This is a genomic window from Streptomyces sp. NPDC048483 (genome assembly GCF_040651455.1).
Classification (GTDB): Bacteria; Actinomycetota; Actinomycetes; order Streptomycetales; family Streptomycetaceae; genus Streptomyces.
The window spans coordinates 1-1,277 of sequence record NZ_JBEZJZ010000264.1; the positions used below are offsets into that span (position 1 = coordinate 1).

The window sequence follows — 1,277 nt, forward strand, 5'->3', positions numbered from 1 at the left end:
GTTGTGGTGGATGAGGCTGGTGCGCCGGTGGTGTCGGTGGATCGGTTGGTGTTGCGGCAGGTGGCTGCGGAGCAGTTGCGTGGTGTTTCTGGTGACGGTGGTTCGTTGTTTGATGTGTGTTGGCAGTCTCTGCAATTGCCTGACTCCGCATTGGAGTCGGTGAATTGGGTGGGGCTTGGTGGGCTGGTTGGCCCCGTAGGGGCATTCGCGGATCTTGGTGTGCTGGGCGATGCTCTCGATGAGGTTGCGGCGGCTCCGGAGGTTGTGGTTGCAGATATGTCGTCCGGGTCTCTTGAGGGTTCGGGTGTTGTCGGGGCGTTGGGGTTGGTGCAGTCGTGGCTTGCCGATGAGCGGTTTGCCCAGTCGCGGCTGGTTGTGGTGACGCGTGGTGCGGTGGGTGTGCTTCCGGGCGATGCGGTGGACGGGCTGGCGCAGGCAGGAGTCTGGGGTCTGGTGCGTTCGGCGCAGTCCGAGCATCCGGGCCGGTTCGTGCTGGTCGACGCCGACGCCGACGCCGATGGCTCCATAGGCACTGGCACGCCCACGGACACGGGCACCCGTATCGACATAGGTGCTTGGGCATTGCCGGGCGATGAGCCGCAGGTGGCGGTGCGTGGTGGTGAGGTGTTCGTGCCGCGCCTTCGGCGGGCGGTTCGTCCCCAGGGCGAGGACGCGGTCGTACGGTCTGCTTCTTGGGGTGCCGAAGGCGGTGCTGAGGGCACGGTTCTCATCACTGGTGGTACGGGCACGTTGGGTGGTCTGCTGGCCCGCCATCTGGTGGTGCAGCATGGGGTGCGCCACCTGTTGTTGACCAGTCGCCGAGGGCTGGATGCTCCGGGTGCTGGGGATCTGGTGGCGGAGCTGGCGGCTCTGGGCGCGGAGGTGCGGGTCGCCGCGTGTGATGCTGCCGACCGTGACGCCCTGGCCGAGGTGCTGGCCGGAATCCCTGAAGACAGGCCGTTGCGGGCGGTGGTTCACACCGCCGGCGTCCTGGATGACGGCGTCATCGAATCGCTGACGCCGGAGCGGGTCTGTACCGTGCTGCGGCCGAAGACGGATGCGGCATGGAATCTGCACGAGCTCACGCGCGACAGCGACCTCTCCGCCTTTGTGCTGTTCTCCTCGGTCGCCGGTACGTTCGGCGGTGCCGGGCAGGGCAATTACGCCGCTGCCAACGCTTCCCTCGATGCCTTGGCGCAGCACCGGCGTGTTCAGGGGTTGCCGGCGGTCTCGATGGCTTGGGGTTTGTGGGAGCAGGCCAGCGGCATGACCGGCCA

The 1,277-nt window shown here is 67.0% G+C and carries 1 protein-coding gene; it reads left to right on the forward strand.

The window, feature by feature from the left end; translation table 11 throughout:
* The coding region (locus AB0D04_RS42705; RefSeq protein WP_362712888.1) for a beta-ketoacyl reductase at window positions 1-1,277 on the forward strand (1,277 nt) is incomplete at both ends.